The organism is Haloglomus salinum (genome assembly GCF_024298825.1).
Taxonomy (GTDB): domain Archaea; phylum Halobacteriota; class Halobacteria; order Halobacteriales; family Haloarculaceae; genus Haloglomus; species Haloglomus salinum.
Window position 1 is genome coordinate 1,659,380 of the sequence record NZ_CP101153.1, and the last position, 21,623, is coordinate 1,681,002.

Below are 21,623 nucleotides of genomic sequence, written 5' to 3' on the forward strand. Positions count from 1 at the left end.
GATGCGACGGGGCGGAGACGGAATCACCGCGAGAACGGCGACGGCATGGCGGACGTGCGTTACGCGGGCGGCGTGGCGGCGCCGAGGAAGAGAACGGCGGCCAGCGCCACCACGGCCACGCCGCCGATGGCCTGGACGGCGCCGTGGAGCGTCGCCCCGCGCTCGTCGAGTCGGCCGAAGACCGTGCCGACGCCGGCCCCGAGCAGACTCATCGTGACCGTGATGGCGACGGCGTAGGTCAGGACCGCGAGCGAGACGACACCCGCACCGGCACGCGGGAGCAGCGTCGAGGCGAACACCAGCATCGAGACGGGCGGCGACAGCGTGAACAGCGCCCCCACGAGGCCCGTCTTGAGGTACGAGCGCACGTCGTGGGAGTGGTCGTGGCCGTCGAAGCCCGGCAGCGGGAGGTGGAGATGCGGGTGGCTATGCGTGGTGTGCTCGTGGTCGTGTTCGTCCGTCCGGAGGACCCGCCGGATGCCGGCGACGGCCATCGACGCGCCCAGCAGGCCGAGGACGAGGCCGGCGCCGATGGTTCCGAGGCGGTCGTACAGCGGCGGGAAGGCCGTCCGGTCGAGCAGGAGCGACGCGGCGGTGAGCCACACGACGACCAGTGCGACGTGGCCGAGGCTGAAGCAGGCCCCGACCAGCGCCGCGACCCGCGAGTCGCCGTACTCGGTCGTGACCGAGGAGATGCCGGCGACGTGGTCCGGTTCGATGGCGTGGGTCACGCCCAGCACGCCAGCGGTGGCCAGTGCCGCCACGAGCGGTCCGCTCATCGCCAGTGCCTCACTGGAACACGGTCGACCGTGAGGGGGTTCGTACGCATTGCCTCGGGCTACACGAAGCGACTCCCAAACACCTTCTGATTCCGCAATTATTGACCAATATACCGCCTTTATGCACATACTCCATCAATTCGGCACTGATGCTGAACGAACACGCGAGTAGACAGCCACGAGGTGGACGGTCGGGATGACCGACATGGTTCCCGGGGAGGTCCGGACCGGCGAGGGAACGGTGACGCTGAACGAGGGGCGCGAGACGGCGACCGTCTCGGTGGCCAACACCGGCGACCGTCCGGTGCAGGTGGGGTCGCATTTCCACTTCTTCGAGGCCAACGCCGCGCTCGCGTTCGACCGCGAGGCCGCCTTCGGGATGCGACTGAACGTCCCCGCCGGAACGGCCGTCCGGTTCGAGCCGGGCGAGCGCGAGACGGTCGAGCTGGTCGCCATCGGCGGGAAGCGCGTCGCGCACGGCATGAACGGCCTCGTCAACGGGAGCGTCGACGGCGACCCCGGTGAGGCCGTCGAGCGGGCCCGCGAAGCGGGCTTCCGGTTCGCCGACGACCACGGTGCCGAGGACGCCGGCGCGGACGCCGACGGGGGCGACGATGGCGACGACGACGCGGGGGGCACGGAGTGACCCGCGACATCGACCGCGAGGCGTACGCCGAGCTGTACGGCCCCACCGAGGGCGACCGGGTCCGGCTGGGCGACACGGCGCTGTTCGCCGAGGTGGAGACCGACTACCGGACCCACGGCGACGAGGCGGTGTTCGGGGGCGGGAAGACGCTGCGGGACGGCCTCGGCATGGCCCCGGGCGTCACGCAGGCCGAGGGCGCGCTGGACTGGGTCATCACGAACGCGACCGTCATCGACCCCGTGCTGGGCATCGTCGCTGGCGACATCGGCATCCGGAACGGCGATATCGTCGGCGTCGGGAAGGCCGGCAACCCGGACACGATGGACGGCGTCGACATGGTCGTCGGCCCGTCGACGGACGTGTATCCGGCCGAGGGGAAGATCGCCACGGCGGGCGCGCTGGATATCCACGTCCACTGGAACTCCGCCCAGCTCCACGAGCACGCGCTCGCGGGCGGCATCACGACGATGCTCGGCGGTGGCTACGGCGGCGGCGCGACCACCTGCACGACCGGGCCGGAGAACGTGAAACGACACCTCCAGGCCGCCGAGGCCTGGCCCGTCAACGTCGGCTTCTACGCCAAGGGGAACGCCTCGGCCCCGGCGCCGCTACGCGAGCAGATCGAGGCGGGAGCCTGCACGCTCAAACTCCACGAGGACTGGGGCTCGATGCCCGAGGCCATCGACACCGCGCTCTCGGTCGCCGAGGACGAGGACGTGCAGGTCTGCATGCACACGGACACGCTGAACGAGGCCGGCTTCGTCGAGAACACGTTCGCGGCCGTCGACGGCCGGACGATGCATCTGTTCCACATCGAGGGCGCTGGCGGCGGCCACGCCCCGGACATCATGGAGATGGTGGGCGAGCCGAACATGCTCCCCTCCTCGACGAACCCCTCGATGCCGTACACGGACAACACGTTCGACGAGCACCTGGACATGGTGATGGTCTGTCACCACCTCAACCCGGACGTGCCCGAGGACGTGGCGTTCGCCGAGTCCCGGGTCCGCGCCGAGACCATCGCCGCCGAGGACGTGCTCCACGACATGGGTGCCATCTCGATGATGACGACCGACTCCCAGGCGATGGGACGGATGGCCGAACTCGTCCCGCGGACCTGGCAGACGGCCTCGAAGATGAAGACCCAGCGGGGGCCGCTCCCGGAGGACGAGGGGACCGGCGCCGACAACCACCGCATCAAGCGCTACATCGCGAAGTACACCGTCAACCCGGCCATCGCGGCGGGTATCGACGGCTACGTCGGCACCCTCGAACCCGGGAAGCTGGCGGACATCTGCCTGTGGGACCCGGCCTTCTTCGGCGTGAAGCCGGCGATGATATTCAAGGGCGGTTTCCCGGTCCATTCGGAGATGGGCGAGGCCAACGGCTCGCTGATGACCTGCGAACCCATCAAACAGCGTGAGCGGGCGGGTGCCGTCGGGAAGGCCAAACACGCCCTCTCGCTGTCGTTCGTCTCGCCGGCCGCGGCCGAGGCCGGCGTCGGCGAGGCGTACGGGCTCGATTCGCGGGTCGTCCCGGTCGAGGGGACCCGGACACCAGGCAAGGCGGACATGGTCTACAACGACTACTGCCCGGACGACATCGACGTGGACCCCGAGACGTTCGAGGTGCGTGTCGACGGCGAGCACGTCACCTGTGAACCGGCCAGCGAACTCCCGCTCGCACAGCGGTACATGTTATGAAACTGACACCGAAAGAGGAGGAACGGCTGACGGTCTTCACCGCCGCAGAGGTCGCCCGGCGCCGCAAGGAGCGCGGCGTCCTGCTGAACCACCCCGAGACGGTCGCCTACATCAGCGACTGGTGCATCGAGCGGGCCCGCGAGGGCCAGTCCGTCGCCGAGATCCGGTCCGGCGCCTCGCAACTGCTCGGTCGCGAGGACGTGATGGACGGGGTCCCGGAGATGGTCGACATGATACAGGTCGAGCCCGTCTTCCCGGACGGGACGAAGCTCGTCACCGTCCACGACCCCGTGCGCTCGGACAGCGTCGGGACCGCCGACACGGACGAGTCGAGCGACAGCAACGAGGAGGAAGCGTGAGCCCGACCCACCGCGACTTGGCGACGGTCGGTGTCGGCGGGCCCGTCGGGTCGGGCAAGACCTCGCTGCTGACCGAACTCGTGCCGCGGCTGCGCGAGGCCGGCCTCGATGTCGGGGTCATCGCCAACGACATCCTGACCCAGGAGGACGCCGACCGGCTCCGTGAGCGGTTCGCCGGCGTCGTCCCCGAGGACCTCGTCGCGGGCGTCGAGACGGGCGCCTGCCCGCATACGGGCATCCGCGAGGACCCGTCGATGAACCTCCGGCAGGTCGACGACTTCCTCGATTCCCACCCGGAGCTGGATATCGTCCTCATCGAGAGCGGCGGCGATAACCTCGCGGCGACGTTCAACCCCGAACTCGCGGACTACTCGCTGTACGTCATCAGCGTGGCCGAGGGCGACGACATCCCCCGCAAGCGGGGCCCGGGCGTCGTCGAGTGCGACCTGCTCGTCGTCAACAAGACCGACCTCGCGCCCCACGTCGGCGCCGACCTCGACCGGATGGAGGCCGACGCCCGCGAGGTCCGGGACGGCCCGTACGTCCTCACGAACTGCAAGGACGAGACGGGCGTCGACGAGGTGCTGGAGCACGTGCAGGAGGGGGTGCTGTTCGCCTGATGGCGACGGACGCGCCGGGAGCGGCGGACCCGGATGCGACCGACCCGGACGCGGACGGCGAGGAGCCAGCGCCCGACGCCCCGCACCCGGCGTTCGCGGGATACGCCGCCGAGCCCGTCCCGCAGGCCGCGGTCGGCTCGCCCGGGAAGGACGGCGTCCTCGAACTCCGGTTCGAGCGGACGACGGGCGGTACCGCGCTCGTCCACGACTACGCCACCGTTCCGTTCCACGTCTCGGGGACGCTGGGCCACGACCCACACCCCGACGCGGAGACGGTGTTCGTCCAGTCGCCGACCGGCGGCGTCGCGCAGGGCGACCGCCACGACGTGACCGTCGAGGTCGGCGCCGACGCCGTGGCGCACGTCTCCACGCAGAGCGCCACCAAGGTCCAGACGATGCGGGCCAACTACGCGGCCGCGGAGACGCGGCTGTCGGTCGGCGCGGGCGGCCATCTCGACTACGTCCCCGAGCCGACCATCCTCCACGAGGGGGCGCGCTACCACGCGAGCCTCGACCTCGACCTCGCACCGGGCGCGTCGGCGGTTCTGGGCGAGGTGCTGGTGCCGGGGCGCCTGGCCCGGGGCGAGCGGTTCGACTTCGAGCGGTGCCTCTCGCGGGTCCGGGCGACCGGCCCCGAGGGGCTGCTGTTCACGGACGCGACGCATCTCGCGCCCGGCGGCGCCGGGCCGGTCCCCGACGCGCCGGGCGTGCTGGGTGAGTTCACCGTCTACGGGACCCTGTTCGTCGTCGCGCCCGACCACAACGCCCCCGCCGACCTGAGTGACGCGCTCCACGAGGCCATCGTGACGGCGTGTGCCGGCGCCCCGAACTCGGCCCGCGGCGGCGCGACGCGGCTCCCGAACGGGGCCGGCGTGGCCGTCCGGGCGCTGGGCGCCCGGGCCGAGACCGTCTGGGCAGGCCTCCACGCGGCGTGGGACGCCGCCCGGCGTGACCTGCTCGACGCACCCGCACCCGCGGGGAGGAAGTACTGATGCTGGTCGCCGAGACCTACCTCGGCCACCGGAGCGAGGAGGTGGTCACGAGCGCGCTGGCCGAGGCGGAGACCGGCACGGGCGGCGGCGTCCACCGGGTCGTCCTCACGGACACGGAGCGGCGGCGCTCGCGGGTCCGGACCGAGACGGCCGACGGGACCGACCTCGGCATCGTGGTCGCGCGGGAACTCGCCGATGGCGACGTGCTCCGAACCGAGAACGGGGGACTCCTCGTCGTCGAACTCGCGGCGGTCGAGGCGCTGGTTGTGGACCTCGCCGGGGCGGACGCCCCGACGACCGCGGCCGTCGCCTTCGGCCACGCCGTCGGCAACCGCCACTGGGACATGGCCGTCCGGGGGACCGAGGTGCTGTTCCCGGTGGCCGACGACCGCGAGCGGATGGAGCGGTTCGTCCGGGCCGAGGCGCCCGCGGGCGCGACGCTCCACACCGAGCGGGTCCCCCCGACCACGTTCGACGACGGCGGGCCGGACCACTCGCACGGCCCGAGTCTCGGGGACGACCACGCCCACGAGGACGGCTCGCATCTGCGCCTGACCGACGACGGTGGCGTGGCCGGGGACGGGTCCGGAGGGTCGGACCGATGAGCGACGATGCGACGCTGTCGGCGTTCCGGCTGGCGGACTCGTTCCTGCCGGACGGGAGCCACACCGCCTCGTACGGCCTCGAACAGTTCGCCCAGGCCGACCGTGTGACGGACGCCGACGACCTCGAGGCGCTGCTGGAGACGTACCTGCGGCGGCAGGTCGGCCCGGCCGACCTCGTGGCGCTGCGCGCGGCCCACGCCGGCGCGGGGGCAAGCGAGGGCGACCTCGATGCGGTGCTCCGTGCGGACCGGCGGCTCGCGGCCACGACGCTGGCCGCGGAGTTCCGCGAGAGCGCGACCGCGGCGGGCGAGCGCCTGCTCCAGTTGCAGTGCGAGGTCCGGGAGTCGCCATTGCTGGCGCGGTACGCCGACCGCGTCGACGCCGGGGACGCCCCGGGCATCCATCCGGCCGTGCTCGGCGCGGCGACGGCCGTCGCGGGCGTCGAGGCGCGCGAGGCCTGCCTGCTGTGCTGTCACGCGTTCGTCACGGGACTGCTCGGGGCGGCCCAGCGGCTGCTCGCGCTGGGGCATACCGACGCACAGCGCGTGCTGGTCGCGCTTCGGCCGGCGATGCGCGCGGCCGTCGACGACAGCGCGGGCCGCACGCTGGACGACATGACACCGTTCGCGCCACTGGTCGACGTGCTCGCGGCCGAACACGAACGAGCCGACCGCAGGCTGTTCGTCAGCTGAGCGGCGGCCGAACGCACGCGTGGTCGGGAATCCGCTTCCGACCCGGGAACCCCTCGATTAATCACCACACATATGTCGAATAGTTAATACTTCTGAGGCCGAAGCCCCGGCATGGGACTCGACGAGGACGCGCTGGCGTATCACGAACACGACCCGCCCGGCAAGATAGAGATATCGACGACGAAGCCGACGAGCACGCAGCGGGACCTCTCGCTGGCGTACTCGCCCGGCGTCGCGGCGCCGTGCGAGGCCATCGCCGACGCCCCCGGCGACGCCTACCGCTACACGACGAAGGGGAACCTCGTCGGCGTCGTCTCCGACGGGTCGGCGGTGCTTGGCCTCGGTGACATCGGTCCGCTCGCCTCCAAGCCCGTGATGGAGGGGAAGGGGGTGCTGTTCAAGCGGTTCGCCGACATCGACGTGTTCGACCTGGAGGTGGACGCGTCGGACCCGGACGCGTTCGTCGAGCACGTGGCGGCACTGGAGCCGACGTTCGGCGGCATCAACCTGGAGGATATCTCGGCGCCGGCGTGCTTCGAGATAGAGGAGCGCCTGCGCGAGCGCCTCTCCATCCCGGTCTTCCACGACGACCAGCACGGGACCGCCATCATCAGCGGCGCCGCGCTCGCCAACGCCGCCGACATCGTCGGCAAGGACCTCGCGGACCTCTCGGTGACCTTCGCGGGCGCCGGTGCGGCCGCGCTCGCGACCGCCCGCTTCTACGTCTCGCTGGGCGTGCCCCGCGAGAACATCACGATGTGTGACATCGACGGCATCCTCACGACCGAGCGGGCCGAGGCGGGCGACCTGGACCCGTACAGCGAACCGTTCGCCCAGGACCGCCCCGCCGGTGACCTCGCAGACGCGATGGACGGTGCCGACGTGTTCGTCGGCCTCTCGGTGGGCGGCATCGTCGACGAGGCGATGGTCCGGTCGATGGCCTCGGACCCCATCCTGTTCGCGATGGCCAACCCCGAGCCCGAAATCGACTACGAGGCGGCCAAGCACGCCCGGGAGGACACCGTCGTGATGGCGACGGGGCGCTCGGATTACCCCAACCAGGTGAACAACGTCCTCGGGTTCCCGTTCCTCTTCCGCGGCGCGCTGGACGCGGGCGCGACCGAGATCAACGAGGCGATGAAGGTCGCCGCCGCCGAGGCGCTGGCCGACCTCGCGCGCCAGGACGTGCCCGACGCGGTCGTGAAGGCGTACGACGACGAGCCACTCCAGTTCGGCCCGGAGTACATCATCCCGAAACCGCTGGACCACCGGGTGCTGTTCGAGGTGGCGCCCGCCGTGGCGCGGGCGGCCGTCGAGAGCGGCGCCGCCCGGCGCGACCTGGACCGCGAGCGGTACGTCGAGCGCCTCGAAGCGCGGCTGGGCAAGTCCCGCGAGATGATGCGTGTCGTCCTCAACAAGGCCCAGAGTGACCCCAAACGGGTCGTGCTGGCGGAGGCGAGCGACCGGATGGTCCGGGCGGCCTACCAGCTCGCCGACCAGGGTATCGCCGAGCCCGTCCTCATCGGCGATACGCGGGGCATCCTCCGGACGGCCGACCGGCTCGGGCTGGATTTCGACCCCGAAATCGTCGACCCGACCGGCGTCGAGCTCGCGCCCTACGCCGAGGCACTGTACGAGCGACGCAAGCGCAAGGGCGTCACCCGCCGCGAGGCGGCCGACCTCGTCCGCGACGGCAACTACCTCGGGAGCGCGATGCTGGCGCTGGGCGACGCCGACGCGATGCTGACCGGCCAGACCCACCACTACCCCTCGGCGCTGCGGGCCCCGCTGCAGGTCGTCGGGACCGCCCCCGACACCGAGTACGCGGCGGGCGTGACGATGCTCACCTTCCGCAACCGCGTCCTCTTCTGCGCGGACACGAGCGTCAACCAGGACCCCGACGCCGACGTGCTCGCGGAGGTGACCCGCCACACCGCCGACCTCGCGCGGCGGTTCAACGTCGAGCCCCGGGCCGCGCTGCTGTCGTACTCGGACTTCGGCAGCGTCGACAACGAGGGCACCCGCAAGCCCCGCGCCGCGGCCGACCGCCTGCGCGCGGACCCGGACGTGGACTTCCCGGTCGACGGCGAGATGCAGGCCGACACCGCCGTCGTCGAGGAGATGCTCACCGGCGACTACGACTTCACCGACCTGGACGCACCCGCGAACGTGCTGGTCTTCCCGAATCTGGAGGCGGGGAACGTCGCGTCGAAGCTCCTCCAGCGGCTGGGCGGCGCGGAGGCCGTCGGCCCGATGCTCGCGGGGATGGCCAAGCCCGTCCACGTCCTCCAGCGCGGCGACGAGGTCAAGGACATCGTCAACCTCGCCGGTGTCGCCGTCGTCGACGCACAGGAGTAGGGCGCACGCTCTGGGCCCGGAAGCGCGCACGACCGCGCGGCAGCCTACTCGTCGGCCGGCGGGTTGGCCCGTGGGAGCCGGAGGACGAAGACGGTGCCGCGAGGGTCGTTCTCCTCGATGGCGGTCTCGCCACCGGAGGTGCTGGCGGTCCAGCGGACCATCCAGAGGCCGAGCCGCGAGGCGTGCATCAGCGGCGTCTCCAGCCCCTGCTCGATGACGCGGCGCTCCATCTCCGGGAGGCCGGGGCCGTTGTCCGCGACGCGTAGCTCGACGGTCCCGTCGTCCGGCGCGTCGCCGACCGAGACCGACACCTCGGGGTCGCGGTCGTTGTGCTCGATGGCGTTCTCGACGAGTTCCTCGACGGCGACCCCGAGGAGGCCGTGCGAGCGCGCCCACGCCACCTCGGGAAGCGACGTCTCGATGGTCGCCCCGGGGAACTGCTCGCGGGCGTGCGCGACGGCCTGCCGGACTTCAGCTGTGACGTCCATCCCGGTGACCTCGACGCCGTCCGGGTCCGTCACGGCGCCGAAGCGCCGTGTCTTCTCGCTGAGCGTGAGCAGGTTCCGGGCCGCCTTGCTCGCCGCCGTCGCCGCCGTCACGACACTTCCGTCGTCGTGCTCGGTGAGGTCGTCGACGTTCCCGAGGACGATGGACAGCTGGTTGCGGAGGTTGTGGCGCAGGACGCGGTTGAACACCGAGAGCAGCTGCTCGTGGCGCCGGAGTTCGGTCACGTCGTGGGCGACGAAGACGGCCCCCGCGAACGCCTCGGCCTCGTACAGCGACGAGACGTTGACCCGGTACTCGCGCTGCTCGCCGCCGCCGATGCGGAACGACTCCTGGAAGGTCGTCGAGTCCGCCGCCTCGTCCTGGAGCGTCCGCATCCGCACCTGAATCTGCTGGGCCAGCGCCCCGGAGAACGCGAGCGAGGTGTCCGCGCCGACCAGCTCCGACCGGCGGTAGCCCGACAGGTCGACGAACCGCTGGTTGACCTCCGTCAGGGTCCCCGCGGTGTCGACGGCCCAGATGGGGTCGCTCGCCGCCTCGACCATCTCGCGGTAGCGCTCGGTCTCGTGTTCCCGGGCTGCCCGGTCCAGCACGGCCTCCGTGTTCGAGGCGAGGATGCGGAGCAGGTCGAGGTCGACCGCGGTGAACTCGGCCACCCGCGTGGTCGCCGTCGTGAGCACGCCGTACCGTCCGATGGGGACGTCGAGCTCCGAGCGGATGGGCGTCGAGGGGTTGTAGGCCCCCTCGACCTCGCCCACGTCGTCGTACTGACCGATATCGCCGGACTCGAACGCCTTCCACGCGAGGCTCTCGCCCCGCTCGAAACTGACGGGCTCGCCCAGCAGTTCGCGCCCCTCGTCGGTGACGGCCGCGGGCTCCAGCCGGTCGGTCTCGTCGTCGTAGAGCCAGATGCCCGTGACGGGACAGTCGAGCACCGTCCGGGCCGTCTCGACGGCGACCCGGGCGATCTCCGATTCCGACTGGGCCCGGAGCAGCGACTCGGCGGTGGTCTGCAACGCCCGGAGCTTCCGGTGCCGGTCATCGGTCCCGGTGTCGGCCCTCTGCGTGGCCGACTCGGGCAGCGACGCGCCGGTGCCCGCCCCGTCACCCGCCGCGGGGCCACCGGACGGCACCGGCGACTGGCCGTCACGTGACAGGACCGCGGCGGCGGCGTCCCCCAGCTCGCGGAGGAACGACCGGGCAGCCGTGTCGAACCCGCTCGGCTGGTCGGTACCGAGCACGAGCGCCAGCCGACCCAGCCCCGGCAGCGGGACGGCGGCGACCCCCACGCCACCGTGGTGCCGGGCCGTCACGTCCCCCATCTCCACCGCCCGGGAGACGGTCGCCGCGAGCAGGTCGTCCGGCAGCCGGTCACCGGCGCTCGCGACCTCGGACCACCCCTCGGACCCCCACTCGACGACGCTGGCCGCGGTGAACTGGTCCGTCCGCACACACCGCGTACAGAGCCCGCCCGCGCCGACCGCCGAGACCTGCGTGAACCACCGCAACAGGGCGTACCGTTCGTCCGCCTGGGCTCGGTCGGTCATCGTTCGGTATCACAGACACGAGGGAGTTCCACATAGGTGTGATGGGGTCCGTGGTCGCGTCGAGACCGAGGAAGGCCGGGGCGTCGCCGGTGTCCAGTCCGTAGTATTTCTGCTCGGAGCTGGGACTAAATCCAGAGATGTTCATATACTAGATAAAATCGAAATATTATCAGATAACGCCAGCAATCCGCTGACAATCCCGGTGGCCGTCGCGACCCCTACCGCCAGGCCTCGCGCAGGAACGCCAGTGCGCCGCCGAACATGGCGAGGTTGCCCCAGAAGGCGAGGCGCTCACCGTCGCGGCTGTCCTCGTCGGCGTTCCAGAAGTCGTGCATCGTCAGCGTGACCACCGCCAGGAAGGTCGTTACGGCCCCCGTCGACAGTTTCGGCTTCTTCCAGAGCGCGACCATCAGTCCGCTCACGAGCATCATCCCGGAGGCGAACGGGGCCGCGAGTTCCGGCATCGGCACGCCCGCCGACTCCGCGTACTCGACGGTGTCCTCCATGTCGCGGAAGTCCTCGGAGGCCTGCAGCGCCATCCCCAGGCCGAACAGCACCCGACCGATACCGAACGGTGCGCCCTCGTCGCCGCTGTCGTCTGGCATGCCCGTATCCACGCCCGCATCGGGGATAAATCGGCGGGGCGCCGTCGGGAGGCGGGGCCACCCGCCACGTGGGTTTTAGCGCCCCGCCCACGACGGCCGGAGACATGGGAGACCGCTCGACCCGGCGGGGCGCCGTCGGAACGGACCCCCGACGAGACTCGCGCGCCGCGCGCACCGCCGCCGCCGGGCTCCTGACCGCACTCTGGCTCGTGGCGTTCCTGCGGGCGCTCAACCGGGTCTTCGTCCTCAACTTCTCGACGGCGGGCCCGAACGTCACCGGCCTGCTGGCCCTGGCGCTGGTGACCGGCTGGACGGTGCCCGTCGTCGCCCGCGTCGCGGACCGACCGGTGGCGTGGCACGCGACCGTGGCCGTCGCGCTCGGCGGCCTCGGCCTCTCGCTCGTCGGCGGGACGCTCGTCTCGCTGGCCGGGGCGGTCGTCTTCCTCTCGGCCACGACGCCGCCGCTGGTCGCGCTCGCCGGTGACCTGCGCGAGCGGTTCGCCGTCGCCGCCGCGCTCGGCGTCCTGACCCACGGCGCCCTCCGCGCGGTGCTGGACACGGCCCCGCCGTACGCGACGCCGCTCGGGCGAGGACTGCTGGTCGCGCTCGCGCTCGTGACGCTCGCGGCCTGGTGGCTGGTGACCCGCGAGTCACCGCCAGACGCGACGGCGCTCGCGGCACCCGGCGGCGCGACGGCGACAGCGTTCCTGTTCGTACAGGCGACCTTCCTCGGGCTGGCGCCGCGTGTGAGCCTGTGGACCGGTCGCTCGCTACTGGTCGTGCTGGCGGCGACGACGCTGGGACTGGTCGCCGGCGCAGCGTGGGTGGCGCGCCGTGGCGCCCCCGGCCGCCGGGCGACGGTCGCGTGGAGTGTCGCCCTCCTCCTCGGGCTCGCGGCGCTGCTGTTCGGCCCGGGACCGGGCGTGGCGGCGCTCCCGGCGGCCGCCGCGACGGTCCTGCTGTGTGCCCGTGGCTGCCGGGCGGGGACCACGACGGCCCGTCGGACGGGCCTCGGCGTCGCCGGCGTGCAGGCGGTCGGGCTGGTGCTGACGGTGACGGTGGTGCTGGCGATGAACTGGGCGTTCGTCCCCGGCGTCGGCCCGCTCGTCCGGGGGTGGCAGGCCCAGCTGCTCCTCACCCTTGGAGCGATGCTCCCCGGTGCGGTCCTGCTCCGCGAGCGCACCGCGGCGGCCGACCGGGTCGACCCTGCCCCGGCCACGGAACCATCGCGCGAGCCGGTGGCGGGCGGCCGCCGCGCCCTCCTGACCGCCGCCGGTCTGGGCCTGCTGGGACTCGGCGGAGCCGCCGCCCGGCGAGTGACGCCCTCGGACGAGGTCCCGGCGGCGGATTCGGTGACAGCCCTGTCGTTCAACATCCACCAGTACATCGACGCACGCGGTCGCCACAACCTCGAATCGGTGCGGGACCTCCTCGCGGAGGCGGACGCCGGCATCGTCGGCCTGCAGGAGACTGCCGGTGGGCGGCTCACGGCCGGCGGGCTCGACGGCGTGCGCTGGCTGGCACGCGAGCTCGACCTGCACGCCGCCGCCGGCCCGCCGACGCGCATCGCGAGCTACGGGGTCGCGCTGCTGTCACGGTGGCCCATCCGCGAGGAACGGTGGGTCGTCCTCCCATCGACCGACACCGCAACCCGGGTCGCGCTGGCGGCGGTCGTCGAATCGCCGCTCGGCGACCTCCCGGTCGTCGTGGCGCACCTGGAGACCGAGGGCGCGGTCCGGGTCGAGCAGGCCGAGCGCGTGGTCGAACTGGCCCGCGAGACGGGCGACCCGGCCCGGGCGCTCGTGCTGGGTGATTTCAACGCGACACCCGACGAACGGCCGTACGCGGTCCTGACCGACGCCTTCGCGGACCCGTGGGCCGGCGTCGGGAGCGAGGGCGACACCTACAGCGCGAGCGACCCGCGGAAACGCATCGACTACGCCCTCGTCGGCCGGGACTGGGCCCACGAGCGCGGGACGGTGGTCGGGAGCCCGTCGGTGTCCGACCACCTCGGGGTCTCGGTCCGGCTGACGCGCCCGCCGGAGTGACCCGTGTGGGCCCGGCCGCTGGTGGCCATCCCACCACCGGCACGCCCGCGGGCGACACGTATCAGAGCAGGGCGCGTGGGTGCTAGGATGGCCCGCCCGTGGGGAGCGCCGCAGCCGGGGGGTGAGCGGGGCGGCGGGTAACTGCTCAGTCGAACAGTTCGCCGCGGTCGCGCTCGGCGACGGCCTGCTTGAAGCCGACCGCCTCGCAGCGCTCCTTGAACGCGACCCCCTCCGGCGTGTGGCGGGTCATCCCGTCGAAGATGGTGGCGAACATCTGGGTCGTCTCGAGCCCCATGTTCTCGTAGGCCTGGTTGATGGCGAGCTTCTGCATCATCAGCTGGTTCCGCGGAACGCCGGCGATGCGGCGGGCCAGCGCGTCGACGCGGTCGTCGAGGTCGTCGCCCGGCACCGCCTCGTAGACGAGCCCCATCTCGGCCGCTTCCGTGCCGTCGACGAGGTCGCCGGTGAACAGCATCCGTTTGGCGTCGGCCGGCCCCAGCCGGTACACCCACATCATCGTCGTCGGACAGCCCCAGACCCGCGCCGGTGGGTAGCCGATGGGGGCGTCCTCGGCCATCACGATGAGGTCGGCACAGAGCGCGATGTCGCTCCCGCCGGCGACGGCCGGCCCGTTCACCTTCGCGATGACCGGCGTGTAGCACCGCCAGAGGCTCATGAAGTCCTCCGTGTTCGACTTCATCATCCGATAGTCCTGCATCGGGTCCCAGGGCATCTCCTGGCTCCCCTGCACCGGCCGCGGGGCCTCGGCGTAGTGCTTCAGGTCGTAGCCCGAACAGAACGCCTCGCCGGCGCCCGTGAGGACGATGACGTGGATATCGGGGTCGGAATCGGCCCGCTCGACGGCCTCGCGCAACTCTCCCGGCATCGACTCGTCGATGGCGTTGTACCGCTCCGCCCGGTCGAGTGTCAGCGTCGCGACCCGCCCGTCCGTCTCGTACTGGACCGTGGTACCCATACTCGGACCCGAGACATACCGGCGGGTTGAATCTACCGTCGAAGGTAACAGTGTTCACCAGATTCCGGGACTGGTGCTCCGGAGTTAACCGTCAGCATCCAGCAACCGACAACTGTTTTCGTATCTCCGCCGGTATTTTACCGGCAAATTTTAACTGTGTGCTGGTAGCACACGTAGTGGTATGAACGTCGCTGTGAGATTCCAGCACCGGATGGGGGAGCAGCCCGAGAAGACGGCCATCGTCGACGCCGGCGGGGCCGAGGTGACCTACGGCGACCTCGACCGACAGACCCGACAGGTTGCGGCGTGGCTCGACGCGCAGGGACTCGGCGGGGGTGACCGGGTCGCAGTGTATCTACCGGATACGGCGACGTACCTGCCGGTCGTGCTGGGCATCTGGCGGGCCGGGGCCATCGCGAGCCCCATCAACACCCGGTTCGGCGTCGACGAACTGGCGTACACGCTCGGCGACCTGGAGCCGGCGGCGCTGCTGGGTTCGGACGCGTTCGCCGACACCATCGACGACCTCCACGACGAGGTCGACGGGCTCGACCCGTCGAACACCCTCCTCGTCGAGCGCGACGGGGCCTTCCAGGCGGACGACCTGCCCGCCGCCGACGCCGCGCCCGACCCCGCCCGCCGTCTCGACGACGAGCCGGCGGTCGTGATGTACACCTCCGGGACGACGGGCCGGCCGAAGGGGGTCGTCCAGACCCACCGGAACGTCGGGGCACAGCTAGATGTCAACGTCACTGCCTTCGGCGTCACGCGGGCGGATACGTCGGTCGTCGCGGTTCCGCTGTTCCACGTCGGTGGCCTGTACGGCGGGGCGCTGCCGGTGCTGCTGGCGGGTGGAACCATCGTCGTCCAGCCTGCGTGGGACGCCACGGAGTGGGCCGACCTCGTCGACGCACACGGGGCCACGTTCACCGGACTCATCCCGACGATGATGCTCGACGCGCTCAACACCGAGGCCGCCCGGGAGTACGACACCTCGTCGCTGGAGCGGGCGGTGTACGGCGGGTCGCCCGCGACCGAGGAGACGCTCGACACGTTCCAGGAGGTCTTCGAGGTGGGGGCGCTCCACAACTACTACGGCCAGACCGAGAACACCGGCCTCAGCGTCACGTACGATGCCGACACGGAGCGCCGGCCCGGTCTACTCGGGCGACCCGTCCAGGCTGTGGAGTACCGGGTCGTCGACGTGACCGCCGACGAACTGGTCGACGTGGGCCCGAACGAGGAGGGCGAACTGGTCCTCCGGGGCGACATCATCACGCCGGGCTACTGGGACGAGTCGCTGGACGCGGACTACTTCACCGACGGCTGGCTCCACACCGACGACGTCGTCCGGGAGGACGAGGACGGTCTGCTGTACTACGTCGACCGGGCCGACGACATGATAATCAGCGGTGGCGAGAACGTGGCCCCGAGCGAGGTCGAGAACGCGCTCCAGGAACACCCCGGCGTCGAAGCGGTCGCCGTATTCGGGGCCCCCCACGAGCGATGGGGTGAGGCGGTCACGGCGGCCATCGTCGCCTCCGACCCGGACCTGACCGCGGCCGATATCGAGGACTGGTGGAACGAACATGCCGGGCTCGCGGGATACAAGCGCCCTCGCCGGGTGGAGTTCGTCGAGGAGTTCCCGCGGACGGCGACCCAGAAGGTGGACAAGGTCACGCTGAAAGAACGGCTCGAGGAGTAGCCAGAAGGAGACGCGAGTCGGTCGACCGGCGCGTCAGGCCTGCTCCTGTGCCCGCTCGACCAGCTCGCTCGCACGCTCCTCGCTGATCTCGGCTGCCTCGGCGACCGCGTCGGCGCTCGCGTCCGCGAGGTCGCCGACCGTCTCGATGCCGGCGTCGGCCAGGCGCTCGGCGTACGTCGGGCCGATGCCGTCGATGGCGTCGACGGAGGCCTCCAGCGCATCGCCGACGTCCTCGGCGGCCGTCTCCAGCGTCTCCTGGACGTCCTCGGCTGCCTCCTCCGTCGTGTCGGTCACGTCCTCGGTGGCCTCCTCGGTCGTCTCGGCCACGTCCTCGGCGGCATCGCCGACCTCCTCGGCAGCCGTCTCGAGGTCCTCCTCGAGGTCCTCGGCCGTCTCCTCGGTGCGGTCGATGCCGCTGCCGAGCGCGTCCTGGATGCCGTCGAACAGGTCATCCTGGGTCGACTCGATGTCGTCGAACAGGTCGTCGACGCGGCCCGGCGCCTCGTCGTCGGGGACGACGCCGGCGAGCGCCTTCGTGGAGCGCCGGGTCAGGTCGAGCCCCTGCCGGTGGAGGTTGCGCTGTGTCTCGATGGTGCTGTCGACGAGTCGTCGCTGGGTGCTGAACAGCGACCCGAACGGGGTGGATGCTTCGCTCATGGTACCACGAGGTACGTGCTCCAGCACCTTGAGCCGTGTTCCGGCAGTTACAGGCGGGTTGAACCCGCCGCGGCGACCGCTCAGCCGACGACGGCCGCCTCCAGCACCTGCAGCGGGTGCTTCACCTCGTAGCCCGTGCCGTGCTCCATCTGCATCGCGCAGGTGGGGCACTCGGTCAGCCCCACGTCGCCCTCCACGTCCGCCATGTGCTCGAACATCTCCGCGCCGATAGCCATCGAGGTCTCGTACTTCTCTTCCTTCCAGCCGTACGTTCCCGAGATGCCCGAACAGGAGTCGCCCACGTCCTCGACGGTGACGCCGTCCACGTCGGCGAACGTCTCGCGAGCCTGCCGTGCGAGCCCCTGGTTCCGGGCGTGACAGGGCGCGTGGTAGGCGAGCGACTCCCCGTCGAGTTCGGCGTCGGCCAGCGCACCGCCCAGGTCCTCGTGGATGCGGAGGTACTCCAGCGCCTCGAAGGTGTGTTCGGCCACGTCCTCGATGCCGTGGAGGTCGAACAGTTCGGGGTACTCCTGGCGGAGCGAGAGCGAACAGGAGGTACAGGAGGCGATGACGTCGGCGCCCTCGCCGATGGCGGCGACGAGTTCCTCGACGTTCGTCTCGGCGTGCCGGCGCGCGTCGGCCAGCATCCCGTTGGCGAACATCGGCGTCCCCGAGCACTGCTGGGGCGGGACCATCACCTCGTAGCCGAACGCCTCGTAGACGCGGACCATCGCCTTGCCCACCTCGGGCGTGTTGTAGTTCGAGTAGCAGCCGTGGAAGTAGGCGACCCGCTTGTCGGGGTCGCTGACCTGCGCGCCGCCGCGGTCGCGCCACCACTCCCGGAACGTCTCCTCGGCGAAGTCGGGGAACTCCCGTTCGCTCGTGATGCCGAGCAGTTTCTCGCCGGCCCACTGCGTGACCGAGAGTCCCGTCACGAAGTTCGCGAGCCGCGGCGTCTTGCTCGCGAGCGCGGCGAAGAAGCGGTAGTTCGAGAGGATGCGGTTGCGGACGTACTCCCGGGAGAGCTTCGCCATCTGTTCGTCGACGTACTCGCCGCGGGCCTCGTTGTGCATCTGCGAGAGCGGCACCGACGACGGGCAGGCCGAGTCACAGCGCATGCAGTTCGAGCAGTCCGTGATGGAGGGGTCGATATCGGCGTCCTCCTTGCGCTTGAGCCGCCACTGCTCCGGACCCTGGAACTTCGGGCCGGGGAACGAGTCGTCGACCTCCGCGACCGGGCAGGAGGTATCGCAGGAGGTACACTTGTAGCAGGCGTCCGAGCCGTCCCGCAGGTCCAGCGCCCCCGTGTCGAACACGTCGACGGCGTCGTAGTTCGCGGGGTCGAGGTCACCGTCAGAGCGAGGCTCTGACGAGGCTCGCCTCACTTCGCTCGGCTCCCCGCCGCCGTCGGACGCGGAGGTACCGCCGTCGGCGGCGATGTCCGTACCCTCGTCAGGGGTCGGGCCGGTCGCCCGCGTCACCGGGTCGATGCCCGCCTCGGGCGGGTCGACGATGTCGTCGGGGCCGTAGACGGCTTCCTGCTCGTCGCGACCGAGGCGCGGGACGCCCGGTGCCGGGTGGTGCTCCTCGTCCTCCGGGTCGGAATCGTCGTGTCCTGTCATCGTGCCACCTCCGCAGCGGCCTCGCGCCCGGCGACCAGGCCGGTCGCGAGCGAGACGCCGCTCGCGGATTTCTCGCGGGCCACGTCCGCGCCGCCCAGCGTCGCCCCGGCGACGCGGACGTTCGGGAACTGCACCGCGCCGTCGGCGTCGAGCGGCCGGAGCCGGTCGTCGGCGTCGACGCCGAACCGGGCGTACGGCTGGTCGCCGAGGGCGTCGTCGACGTACCACTCGTAGCGCTCCGCGGGATGCGGGACGTGACAGCCGAGAACGGGTTCGCGGACGCCCTCGCGGTCCGAGTGGATGCCCTTGCCGACCAGCCCACCCGTCGCGAGGACGACCGCCTCGGCGGCGTAGGGCACCTCCGTTCCCATCCGGTCGACCAGGAGCGATTCGACGCGGCCGCTCGCGCCGTCCCTGCCGTCGGCCCCATCGGCCAGTTCGCGCCCCACGACCGGATTGCCGGTCTCGTACCGGACGCCAGCGTCCTCCAGCGCCGCGTAGAGGCGGTCCTCCAGCCGGAGTCCGGGGAGGCTGGGCGGTCCCATCGGAATCTCGAACACGTCGGCGCCGAGGTGGTCCGCGAGGTCCGCGCGGACCGCGGACGCCGCGTCGTCGCCGAGGAACGCCGGGAAGCCGATGCGGGCGGCACCCCCCTCGACGGCGTCGAGGTGCGGTTCCACGGCGGCCGCCAGCGCGCGGCGCGCGGGCGTCCCGTCGATAGCCTCGTCGCGGTCGAGCGCGCGGGCGAACCGCGTCACCGCCGCGTCGTCGCGGAACGCCGCCGGGAACGCGACCTCGACCCCGGCAACGGGGAACGGGACCCCCGTCGCTTCCAGTCGAGCGGCGACCTGCCGGGCGTCGAAGTCGGTGAGCGACCGGAAGCCGACGACCAGCATCGGCCGGTCGTCGCTGGCGAGGCCCGCCGCGACCGCGTCCGGGTAGCGCGCGGTCGGCTTCACCGTCCCGCCGAACGTCGGGACGAGCGCGTTCCGGTCGGTGTGGCTGCCCCGGTAGCCGTCGACGACCTCGTCGAACAGTGTCAGCCCGGCGCGGAGCGCGTCCGTGCCCACGAGCCGGTAGGGGTGGCCCTCGGGGAGCCGGTCCACGGCCGCGAACGGGTCGACGAGCGGTCCATCCGGGTCCGGTCGGTCCCGGATTCCGGTGCGACCCGCCGTCGGGGTCGCCGTCGGGTCGTCGTCAGCCTCAGCACGCGTGTGCGGCACGTACCCGAGCGCGTCGACCAGCCCGGACGCCTGCGACAGCGTCGACTGCTTGTGCGAGACGAGCCGCACGTCGGCGCCCTCGCGGGCGGCCGCGAGCGCCGCCGTGGCGCCGGCGAGGCCGCCCCCCACGACCAGTACGTCGCTGGCTATGGCCATGCGTCCCCTCCGTCGAACGCCCCGAAGTCGATGTCGTCGTCGAGCCGCGCCGGGTCGCCGTCCCGGTTCATCGTCGTCGCGTGGAGCATGTGGTTCAGCATCGCCTGCGAGAGCTGCTCGCCCCAGCACGCGTGGCGCTGGCCCTTCCAGCGCTCCTGGTACAGCTCGTCGAGCGAGGCGCGGGCCTCGCTCGCGTCGAACTCGGGTTCGAGTTCCGCGGCCATCCGGTGACAGCAGAATCCACCCTGACAGGTCCCCATCGCGGCGCGGGTGCGGAGCCGGACGGCGTTGAGGTCGCGCCCGGCGCCGTCGATGGCGTCCCGGACCTCGGCGCGGGTGACGGCCTCGCACTCGCAGACGACGGGGTTCGGGCCGTCGGTGTCGAGCACCTCGTCGGTCCGGGAGCCGAGGCGCTGGGCCGAACGTCGGCTGACCGGCGACCGGAGGCCGAACTCGTCCATCCGCTCGTGGAGGGCGCCGATGTCGTCACTGCCGGGCAGGGACTCGTCGGCGGTCCGGCAGGTCGCGCTGACACCGAGTTTCTCGCAGACGTGGTCGGTGATGTCCTCGGCCATCAGCCGGTAGGTCGTGAGCTTCCCGCCGACGATGCTGGTCATCCCGGGCAGGCCGTCGCGGTCGGCGTGGTCGAGCAGGAAGAAGTCCCGCGTGATGTCGGTGGGGTCCTCGGTCCCCGTACCAGGCGGCTCGTACAGCGGCCGAACGCCCCAGAACGAGCGGAGCGTGCGGGCCTCACGGAGGATGGGGAGGAGTTCGGCCAGTTGCTCGACCAGCAGGTCGACCTCCCAGCGCTCCTCGGGGTAGTCCTCGGGGTCGTCGACCTCCTCGTCGGTCGTCCCGAGGATGCAGGCCGTCTCGTGGGGCACGACGATGTCGGCGTCGCCCTTCGGCCGGCAGCGGTTGACGACCGTGTCGACCTGCCGGGTGTTCATCACCGTCATCACGCCCTTCGAGGGCCGGACCGCGATGTCGACGCCGGCCATCGCGCCGAGCTGTCCGGCCCACGCGCCCGTCGCGTTGACGACGTGGTCGGCCGTGATGCGCTCGGTCGTGCCGACCTCCGTGGTCGCCTTGCGAGGACCGTCGCCGTGGCGGACCTCGACGCCGACCACCTCGCTGGCCTCGACGAGCACGTCGGTCACCTCGGCGTGTGTGGCGACCCGTGCGCCGTGGTCGGCCGCGTCGGCGGCGTTCGCGACGCAGAGCCGGAACGGGTCGATGGCCGCGTCCGGCACCGCGATGGCCTTCTCGATGTCGGTGGCGAGGTACGGTTCACGTTCGCGCGCCTCCGCACCCGAGAGGACCTCGGCGGGGATGTCGCAGGCTCGACAGCCCGCCAGCTTCTCCTGGAAGTACGACTCCTCGTCCTCCGGGCGCTTGACGAAGAGGCCGCCGGTCTCCTCCACGCAGTGGGCGGCGATATCCCGGAGGACGTCGTTCTCCTCGATGCATTCGCGGGCGCTGGCCCGGTCGGCGACGGCGTAGCGGCCGCCGCTGTGGAGCAGGCCGTGCATCCGGCCGGTCGTGCCGTGGGTCAGGTTCCCCTTCTCGACGAGCGTGACATCGACGCCGCGGGTCGCGAGGTCCCGGGCGATGCCACAGCCGGTCGAGCCGCCCCCGACGACGAGAACCTCCGTCGTTCGTCTCACGTGTTGGCCGACGGTTGTGACCGACGGGCCTTAGCCCTGTGTTCCGCGCGTCGCGAAGTGCTCGAACGGGTAATACGGCTAGAACGGGCACAGGGAAGTATATACTCGAATAGATGCCAGGTCGGTGATGTAACAGTCATGGGGCCTACATAGGGGCCG

The 21,623-nt window shown here is 71.6% G+C and carries 18 protein-coding genes; 10 read left to right on the plus strand and 8 right to left on the minus strand.

The genetic code is table 11. From position 1 onward, the window contains the following. Positions 1 to 59 precede the first annotated feature (59 nt). Positions 60 to 779: a HoxN/HupN/NixA family nickel/cobalt transporter gene (locus tag NL115_RS08045; RefSeq protein WP_254832662.1), complete on the minus strand. Its 720-nt coding sequence runs from the start codon at positions 777 to 779 to the stop codon at positions 60 to 62. A 196-nt stretch (positions 780 to 975) separates the two neighbouring features. Here NL115_RS08045 and NL115_RS08050 point away from each other — a divergent pair, with 196 nt between their 5' ends. The 8 genes from NL115_RS08050 to NL115_RS08085 all read left to right on the plus strand — a co-directional run bounded on the left by NL115_RS08050 (position 976) and on the right by NL115_RS08085 (position 8,754). Beyond that, positions 976 to 1,425, plus strand: a complete 450-nt coding sequence (locus tag NL115_RS08050) for an urease subunit beta (protein WP_254832663.1) — start codon at positions 976 to 978, stop codon at positions 1,423 to 1,425. Continuing rightward, on the plus strand, positions 1,422 to 3,128 hold the full coding sequence (ureC, locus tag NL115_RS08055; protein WP_254832664.1) for an urease subunit alpha: 1,707 nt from the start codon (positions 1,422 to 1,424) through the stop codon (positions 3,126 to 3,128). The genes NL115_RS08050 and ureC overlap by 4 nt, the downstream gene beginning before the upstream one ends. Next, positions 3,125 to 3,487, plus strand: a complete 363-nt coding sequence (locus NL115_RS08060; protein ID WP_254832665.1) for an urease subunit gamma — start codon at positions 3,125 to 3,127, stop codon at positions 3,485 to 3,487. Before ureC ends, NL115_RS08060 begins: the two co-directional genes overlap by 4 nt. Then, entirely contained in the window at positions 3,484 to 4,107 is a 624-nt protein-coding gene (gene ureG, locus NL115_RS08065) for an urease accessory protein UreG (protein WP_254832666.1), read from the plus strand. Before NL115_RS08060 ends, ureG begins: the two co-directional genes overlap by 4 nt. After that, positions 4,107 to 5,099, plus strand: a complete 993-nt coding sequence (ureD, locus tag NL115_RS08070; protein ID WP_254832667.1) for an urease accessory protein UreD — start codon at positions 4,107 to 4,109, stop codon at positions 5,097 to 5,099. Before ureG ends, ureD begins: the two co-directional genes overlap by 1 nt. Then, positions 5,099 to 5,704, plus strand: coding sequence for an urease accessory protein UreE (locus tag NL115_RS08075; RefSeq protein ID WP_254832668.1), 606 nt, complete (start codon positions 5,099 to 5,101; stop codon positions 5,702 to 5,704). The genes ureD and NL115_RS08075 overlap by 1 nt, the downstream gene beginning before the upstream one ends. Then, on the plus strand, positions 5,701 to 6,396 hold the full coding sequence (locus NL115_RS08080) for an urease accessory protein UreF (RefSeq protein WP_254832669.1): 696 nt from the start codon (positions 5,701 to 5,703) through the stop codon (positions 6,394 to 6,396). The genes NL115_RS08075 and NL115_RS08080 overlap by 4 nt, the downstream gene beginning before the upstream one ends. Before the next feature lie 111 nt (positions 6,397 to 6,507). Then, on the plus strand, positions 6,508 to 8,754 hold the full coding sequence (locus tag NL115_RS08085) for an NADP-dependent malic enzyme (RefSeq protein ID WP_254832670.1): 2,247 nt from the start codon (positions 6,508 to 6,510) through the stop codon (positions 8,752 to 8,754). Between the two features lie 44 nt (positions 8,755 to 8,798). On the opposite strand, the gene NL115_RS08090 is transcribed toward NL115_RS08085, so the two are convergent. Next, positions 8,799 to 10,805: a sensor histidine kinase gene (locus tag NL115_RS08090; protein ID WP_254832671.1), complete on the minus strand. Its 2,007-nt coding sequence runs from the start codon at positions 10,803 to 10,805 to the stop codon at positions 8,799 to 8,801. 218 nt (positions 10,806 to 11,023) lie between these two features. Further along, positions 11,024 to 11,410, minus strand: coding sequence for a DoxX family protein (locus NL115_RS08095; RefSeq protein WP_254832672.1), 387 nt, complete (start codon positions 11,408 to 11,410; stop codon positions 11,024 to 11,026). Positions 11,411 to 11,514: 104 nt separating this feature from the next. Between NL115_RS08095 and NL115_RS08100 the strand changes: the two genes are divergently transcribed. Next, positions 11,515 to 13,458, plus strand: coding sequence for an endonuclease/exonuclease/phosphatase family protein (locus NL115_RS08100; protein WP_254832673.1), 1,944 nt, complete (start codon positions 11,515 to 11,517; stop codon positions 13,456 to 13,458). 145 nt (positions 13,459 to 13,603) lie between these two features. On the opposite strand, the gene NL115_RS08105 is transcribed toward NL115_RS08100, so the two are convergent. Further along, entirely contained in the window at positions 13,604 to 14,434 is an 831-nt protein-coding gene (locus tag NL115_RS08105) for a crotonase/enoyl-CoA hydratase family protein (RefSeq protein ID WP_254832674.1), read from the minus strand. Between the two features lie 181 nt (positions 14,435 to 14,615). On the opposite strand from NL115_RS08105, the gene NL115_RS08110 reads away from it, so the two are divergent. Then, positions 14,616 to 16,139, plus strand: coding sequence for a class I adenylate-forming enzyme family protein (locus NL115_RS08110; protein ID WP_254832675.1), 1,524 nt, complete (start codon positions 14,616 to 14,618; stop codon positions 16,137 to 16,139). Between the two features lie 33 nt (positions 16,140 to 16,172). Here NL115_RS08110 and NL115_RS08115 read toward each other — a convergent pair whose 3' ends face one another. From NL115_RS08115 to glpA, 4 genes are all read right to left on the minus strand, one after another. Beyond that, positions 16,173 to 16,796, minus strand: a complete 624-nt coding sequence (locus tag NL115_RS08115) for a helix-hairpin-helix domain-containing protein (protein WP_254832676.1) — start codon at positions 16,794 to 16,796, stop codon at positions 16,173 to 16,175. 80 nt (positions 16,797 to 16,876) lie between these two features. Then, positions 16,877 to 18,418, minus strand: coding sequence for an anaerobic glycerol-3-phosphate dehydrogenase subunit C (locus NL115_RS08120; RefSeq protein WP_254832677.1), 1,542 nt, complete (start codon positions 18,416 to 18,418; stop codon positions 16,877 to 16,879). After that, positions 18,415 to 19,797, minus strand: a complete 1,383-nt coding sequence (gene glpB / locus NL115_RS08125) for a glycerol-3-phosphate dehydrogenase subunit GlpB (protein WP_254832678.1) — start codon at positions 19,795 to 19,797, stop codon at positions 18,415 to 18,417. Before glpB ends, NL115_RS08120 begins: the two co-directional genes overlap by 4 nt. Next, the gene (gene glpA / locus NL115_RS08130; protein ID WP_254832679.1) at positions 19,788 to 21,464 is read right to left on the minus strand and encodes an anaerobic glycerol-3-phosphate dehydrogenase subunit GlpA; all 1,677 of its coding nucleotides are present in this window, start codon (positions 21,462 to 21,464) and stop codon (positions 19,788 to 19,790) included. The genes glpB and glpA overlap by 10 nt, the downstream gene beginning before the upstream one ends. Positions 21,465 to 21,623: the final 159 nt, after the last annotated feature.

Coding starts and splice junctions, on each gene's coding strand:
- NL115_RS08045 (WP_254832662.1), bottom strand. CDS start 779: ATGAGCGGACCGCTCGTGGCGGCACTGGCCACCGCTGGCGTGCTGGGC.
- NL115_RS08050 (WP_254832663.1), top strand. CDS start 976: ATGACCGACATGGTTCCCGGGGAGGTCCGGACCGGCGAGGGAACGGTG.
- NL115_RS08060 (WP_254832665.1), top strand. CDS start 3,125: ATGAAACTGACACCGAAAGAGGAGGAACGGCTGACGGTCTTCACCGCC.
- ureD (WP_254832667.1), top strand. CDS start 4,107: ATGGCGACGGACGCGCCGGGAGCGGCGGACCCGGATGCGACCGACCCG.
- NL115_RS08075 (WP_254832668.1), top strand. CDS start 5,099: ATGCTGGTCGCCGAGACCTACCTCGGCCACCGGAGCGAGGAGGTGGTC.
- NL115_RS08080 (WP_254832669.1), top strand. CDS start 5,701: ATGAGCGACGATGCGACGCTGTCGGCGTTCCGGCTGGCGGACTCGTTC.
- NL115_RS08085 (WP_254832670.1), top strand. CDS start 6,508: ATGGGACTCGACGAGGACGCGCTGGCGTATCACGAACACGACCCGCCC.
- NL115_RS08090 (WP_254832671.1), bottom strand. CDS start 10,805: ATGACCGACCGAGCCCAGGCGGACGAACGGTACGCCCTGTTGCGGTGG.
- NL115_RS08095 (WP_254832672.1), bottom strand. CDS start 11,410: ATGCCAGACGACAGCGGCGACGAGGGCGCACCGTTCGGTATCGGTCGG.
- NL115_RS08100 (WP_254832673.1), top strand. CDS start 11,515: ATGGGAGACCGCTCGACCCGGCGGGGCGCCGTCGGAACGGACCCCCGA.
- NL115_RS08105 (WP_254832674.1), bottom strand. CDS start 14,434: ATGGGTACCACGGTCCAGTACGAGACGGACGGGCGGGTCGCGACGCTG.
- NL115_RS08110 (WP_254832675.1), top strand. CDS start 14,616: ATGAACGTCGCTGTGAGATTCCAGCACCGGATGGGGGAGCAGCCCGAG.
- NL115_RS08115 (WP_254832676.1), bottom strand. CDS start 16,796: ATGAGCGAAGCATCCACCCCGTTCGGGTCGCTGTTCAGCACCCAGCGA.
- NL115_RS08120 (WP_254832677.1), bottom strand. CDS start 18,418: ATGACAGGACACGACGATTCCGACCCGGAGGACGAGGAGCACCACCCG.
- glpB (WP_254832678.1), bottom strand. CDS start 19,797: ATGGCCATAGCCAGCGACGTACTGGTCGTGGGGGGCGGCCTCGCCGGC.